Source organism: Mesorhizobium sp. M7A.F.Ca.CA.002.09.1.1, assembly GCF_003998555.1.
Taxonomy (GTDB): domain Bacteria; phylum Pseudomonadota; class Alphaproteobacteria; order Rhizobiales; family Rhizobiaceae; genus Mesorhizobium; species Mesorhizobium ciceri.
This window is the reverse complement of the sequence record NZ_RZRR01000357.1, coordinates 1-5,234: the sequence shown is the minus strand read 5'-3', so window position 1 is coordinate 5,234 and position 5,234 is coordinate 1. Positions and strand designations below refer to the sequence as shown.

4 protein-coding genes and 1 tRNA gene are annotated in these 5,234 nt (G+C 63.6%); 4 read left to right on the top strand and 1 reads right to left on the bottom strand.

The annotated features are described in order from the left end of the window. The first annotated feature begins 100 nt into the window (after positions 1-100). The 3 genes from EN994_RS16740 (at position 101) to EN994_RS16730 (ending at position 3,836) form a co-directional block, all read left to right on the top strand. Positions 101-1,387, top strand: a complete 1,287-nt coding sequence (locus EN994_RS16740; RefSeq protein WP_013531108.1) for a lipoprotein-releasing ABC transporter permease subunit — start codon at positions 101-103, stop codon at positions 1,385-1,387. Next, entirely contained in the window at positions 1,384-2,067 is a 684-nt protein-coding gene (locus tag EN994_RS16735; RefSeq protein WP_027160544.1) for an ABC transporter ATP-binding protein, read from the top strand. The genes EN994_RS16740 and EN994_RS16735 overlap by 4 nt, the downstream gene beginning before the upstream one ends. 518 nt (positions 2,068-2,585) lie before the next feature. Continuing rightward, the gene (locus EN994_RS16730; protein ID WP_024501354.1) at positions 2,586-3,836 is read left to right on the top strand and encodes a peptidase M50; all 1,251 of its coding nucleotides are present in this window, start codon (positions 2,586-2,588) and stop codon (positions 3,834-3,836) included. Between the two features lie 20 nt (positions 3,837-3,856). On the opposite strand, the gene lipB is transcribed toward EN994_RS16730, so the two are convergent. After that, a complete protein-coding gene (gene lipB, locus EN994_RS16725) occupies positions 3,857-4,600 on the bottom strand; it encodes a lipoyl(octanoyl) transferase LipB (protein ID WP_027160542.1) in 744 nt (247 codons plus the stop codon). A 234-nt stretch (positions 4,601-4,834) separates the two neighbouring features. Between lipB and EN994_RS16720 the strand changes: the two genes are divergently transcribed. Beyond that, a tRNA-Leu gene (locus tag EN994_RS16720) sits at positions 4,835-4,919 on the top strand. The last annotated feature ends 315 nt before the right edge of the window (positions 4,920-5,234 follow it).

Genomic DNA, 5,234 nt, shown 5'->3' with positions numbered 1-5,234 from the left:
CAGGTGTCGCCGCCCGCGAGATCGAGATCAAGAACCGCAAGACCGGTGAGCGCGAGACGCTGCCGATCGCGGATGCGAAGAAGCGCTTCGGTGTCGCCGCATGAGCGAGGCGGTGGCGGCAAGATCGGTCGGCGCCGGACCCTTTTCCATCTTCGAGCGCATGGTCGCCTGGCGCTATCTGCGTTCGCGGCGCAAGGAGACGGTGATCTCGGTGATCGCCTCGATCTCGTTTCTGGGCATCATGCTGGGCGTCGCCACGCTGATTGTGGTCATGGCGGTGATGAACGGTTTCCGGGCAGAGCTTTTGACGCGCATCCTCGGCGTCAACGGCCACCTGATCGTGCAGCCGCTCGATTCGCCGCTGGAGGACTATGCGCAGGTCGCCAGCCGCATCAACGGTGTAGCAGGCGTTAAATACGCCATCCCGCTGATCGATGGCCAGGTGCTTGCGCAAGGCAATGTCGGCGGCGGAACCGGAGCGCTGGTTCGCGGCATACGCGGCGAGGATCTGAGCAAGATCGCCATCGTTGCCAGCAACATCAAGCAGGGTTCGATCGCCGATTTCGATTCTGGCGAGGGCGTTGCCATCGGCAAGCGCATGGCTGAGAATCTCGGCCTGACGCTTGGCGATACCATCACCTTGATTTCGCCCGACGGCGACGTGACGCCGATCGGCACCACGCCGCGCATGAAGGGCTACAAGATCGCGGCGATCTTCGAAGTCGGCATGTCCGAATATGACACGTCCATCGTCTACATGCCGTTTTCCGAAGCGCAGCTTTATTTCAACATGGACGGGCGGGCGCAAACGATCGAGATTTATGTCGACAATCCAGACGATGTCGATGCGCTGAAACCGAAAGTGGAGGCGGCGGCGCAGCGGCCGATCGACATGGTCGATTGGCGCCAGCGCAACGAGACCTTCTTCTCCGCGCTGCAGGTCGAACGCAACGTCATGTTCATGATCCTGACGCTGATCGTGCTGGTGGCGGCGCTGAACATCATCTCCGGCCTGATCATGCTGGTGAAGGACAAGGGCCACGACATCGCCATCCTGCGCACCATGGGGGCGTCGCGCGGCGCCATCCTGCGCATCTTCCTGATGACGGGTGCGGCGATCGGCGTGACCGGCACGCTTGCCGGTGTGCTGCTCGGCGTACTGATCTGCACCAACATCGAATCGATCCGCCAGTTCTTCTCGTGGATGACCGGTAAGGTGCTGTTCAATCCTGAACTCTATTTCCTCAGCCAGTTGCCGGCGAAGATGGATCCGCGCGAGACGACCTATGTCGTCCTGATGGCGCTCGGCCTGTCCTTCCTGGCAACGGTGTTTCCGGCATGGCGCGCCGCGCGTCTCGATCCGGTCGAAGCCTTGAGGTACGAATAGTGGCCGAGGTCATTATCGAGCTGAAGAGCGTCGAGCGGCACTACGTCCAGGGACCGCGAAAACTCACCATTCTCAATGGTGCGGACTTCTCGCTGAAGCGCGGCGAGATGGTGGCGCTGGTGGCGCCGTCTGGCACCGGCAAGTCGACGCTGCTGCACACCGCCGGCCTGCTGGAGCGTCCCGACGCCGGCGACGTCATCCTGGCCGGCCGCGCCTGCGGGCGGCTGTCCGACGACGAGCGCACGGCGATCCGCCGCAACGATGTCGGCTTCGTCTACCAGTTCCATCACCTGCTGCCGGAATTCTCGGCGCTGGAAAACATAATGATGCCGCAGCTCATCAAGGGGCTCAGCCGCAAGGACGCGGCCGAGCGCGCGGCGCAGCTGCTCGATTACATGCAGATCGGCAAACGCGCGGCGCACCGGCCGTCCGAGCTCTCCGGCGGCGAACAGCAGCGCGTCGCCATTGCGCGTGCGGTCGCCAATGCGCCGCTGGTACTGCTGGCGGACGAGCCGACCGGCAATCTCGACCCGGTCACCGCGTCCTATGTGTTCGAGGCGCTGGCGGCGCTGGTCAAGCAATCGGGCCTCGCGGCGCTGATCGCCACCCACAATCACGAGCTGGCATCGCGCATGGACCGTCGCGTCACGTTGGCCGACGGTAAAGTGGTGCCGCTCTAGGGCACGGCGATACTGGGGGAGGCCGGCCTGCGAAAGGCGGCTTCCTGCGCTTCCCGTTCTACCCCGTCGCGGTAGAACGGTGCTCACGTACCCAAAAGTACGCTCCGCTCCGGTTCTCGAAATCCACCATTCTCGGCTCGGCCTGACCCCAGTCTCGTCGTGCCCTGGTCGGCGCTGGGCAACCGTCGTTCGCCCGTCAACCTTTTCTTAACCCTGCCGATTTGATCGCCCGGAAATTCGGACACGGCCGGATTGTGTCCGTTGACTTTGAAACAAAATTAGAACAAAATACGAACATATCAACAACAGGAGAGAGTTATGACCGATCTGGTTCAGGATGTCATCTCACTGGTTTGCATGAGCACCTTTCTCGTCTCCATGGCGATCTGGATTGGAGCCATGTGATTTGGCGGCGTTCGCCGCCGTGGGTCCCATGGGGTCGAAGACCGCTCCGCCGTTAAGCTTTTCTTGCCGCAGCGACGTTAGAGTGCCCCGGCAAGACAGGGAGCAACGTCCAGGTGTCGCCCATCGTCACGGCCATTCTGGTGGCCAGCAATCTCGGGCTGATCTTTCTGTTGATGACGGTGCCGCTTGGTTTGCGCACGGTCCGGCTGACCCGTCTGGTGGCGATGGATCGGCAGCGCCTCTGGCAGGCGCTGTGGCCGCTCGGCAGCGATGCCGGCTGGTCCGGTGAGATCCTGTCCGCCGAGGCCCCGGACGGCGAGGGCGTGGCCCGCATCACGCTGTCCTGGGAAGGTCGCGACGGCAAGCCGATCGAACGCAAGTCGCGGTTTGAAGACGTCGTCGAAGGCAGCCGCTTCTCGATGCGTGTCATCGAGGATACGGCACTCGACGCTTCGTTCTGGAAGGATTTTCGCGAAACCGCCGAACTCGTTTCGGAAGGCAACAGCACGCGGGTGACGCTCAGCCAGACCGATCGCTATCGTGGCGTTGCCTTCCTGGTGTTCCGCTATTTCGCCCTGCGCCGCGAACTCTCCAAGCTGCAGCGCTGGGCGCGGACCGGAAAGTATCGCAAGGGCGGCTGGTTCGAGCATCCGCTCAGCCAGGTCGGCTTTGCCGGGCTTTCGGCGCTGATCCTGTGGCCATTCTTCGGCCTTCACTTCGGCGGTCTGGCACTGGCCGCGATCCTCACATCGGTGGTCGCCCTGCATGAGCTTGGCCATATGGCAGCGTTCCGGCTGATGGGCCACAACCGTGCACGGATGATCTTCATTCCGCTGCTCGGCGGCATTGCCATTGGCGGGCGGCCCTATGACAGCCGTTTCGAAGTGGCTTTCGTGGCATTGATGGGCGCCGGCTTTTCGGCCTTCCTGGTGCCGATCGCCATCGCCGCAAGCACCTTTGCCGGCGCGGAAGGTCACCGGCTGGCGGCGGCCCTGCTGGCGACCCTGGCGGGCTTCGCCGCACTGTTCAACATCGCCAATCTGGTGCCGGTGTGGAAGTTCGACGGCGGCCAGGTGCTGCGCCAGATCTGTCCGGGACCGGTCGCGCTGGCGCTGGCTTCCTTCTTCCTGCTCTCGGCTTTCCTGGCCGTGGGTTGGCAGGCCGGCTTTTCCGCCACCTTCCTGCTCGCGACGGGAGCGGTGTTTTCGCTCCTCAGCCTGCTGACGATGAGCAGTGGGGTGAAGCCGCGTCACGAGCTGAAGCCGATCCGTACCATCGACCGGCTGGCCATGGCGGCGGCGTTGCTGGCGGTGTTCGCCATCCATGGCTATGGCGTGTTGTGGGCCTCTGCCCAACTGATTTGAGCCGTACCGGATCCGGAAGATCAGCCGGCTTTGCGCTCGGCTTCGACAGGCAACGCCGTGGCGGGACCGAACACATCCTCGAAGGCGGATTTCAACGCCAAGTCAAGATCGGCCATGGTCAGGGGAAGGCCTAGGTCGACGAGGCTGGTGACGCCGTGGTCCTGCACGCCGCAAGGCACGATGCCGCTGAAATGGTCGAGATCGGGCTCGACATTGATGGCGATGCCGTGAAAACTCACCCAGCGCCGCAGCCGGATGCCTATGGCCGCGATCTTGTCCTCCGCCGGCGAGCCGTCCGGCAGAGCAGGGCGATCCGGCCGCACGACCCAGACGCCGACCCGGTCCTCGCGGCGCTCGCCCCGCACATTGAAAGCGGCAAGCGTGCCGATGATCCACTGTTCGAGCGCCGCGACGAAGGCGCGGACATCCTCGCGCCGCCGCTTCAGGTCGAGCATGACGTAAGCGACCCGCTGGCCCGGCCCATGATAGGTGTATTCGCCGCCGCGTCCTGCCGCGAAAACCGGGAAACGGCTGGCGTCGATCAGATCCTCGCCACGGGCGCTGGTGCCGGCCGTGTAGAGCGGCGGGTGTTCGACCAACCAGACCATTTCGCCGGCAGCGCCGCTGCGGATCGCCTCGGCGCGCGCCTCCATGAAGGCAAGTGCCTCGGGATAGGCGGTAAGGCCGGGCTCGATCAGCCATTCGACCGGTGCCGAGCCGGGAAGCGGCAGGAACGATGTGGCGATCTGGCTGCGTTCGGTCATGGCGTATCGTCTTTTCGTTTGTCCATGGCGCGCCCAAAAACGCCTCGCACCTTTGGGCGACATCAACTTGCCTTCCATATGGCGATATCAGGCGCAAACGTCCAGTTCCGGCGCTGCGTTCGGGCCCTGTGGAGCATTATGCCAATCGCCTGACATTATTGCTTGCCGTGCACTTGTTTCACCGGAAACGATTTGCTACACGCCGCGAGCCGGTCGGTTCCGGCTCTACCACGTGCGGTCGTGGCGGAATTGGTAGACGCGCAGCGTTGAGGTCGCTGTGGGGCAACCCGTGGAAGTTCGAGTCTTCTCGACCGCACCATTCTCTTCCCAGAATCCGATTTGTGCCGGTCTCGCCCGCTGCGGGCCGGACGCATTTCGTTGATATTCCCGCACTTTACGCCACTTTCTTTTTGAGCGTCGGATTCTCCCAAAACCGGTTTCCCCCTTGGGTCCGATGCTCTAGACCTGATTTGCACCTTTTCCGGGATTCTTGTGGCGGGAGGCGCTGGTGGAAGGCGAGCACGAACGGACGACCGGCGCCGGGGCCGCCGAGGACAACCACGCCGACATCTATGGCGAGGACGGCGCCGTGCTTTCGTCCTTCCTGGCGCGGATCGGCGCGGCGATCGCCGAC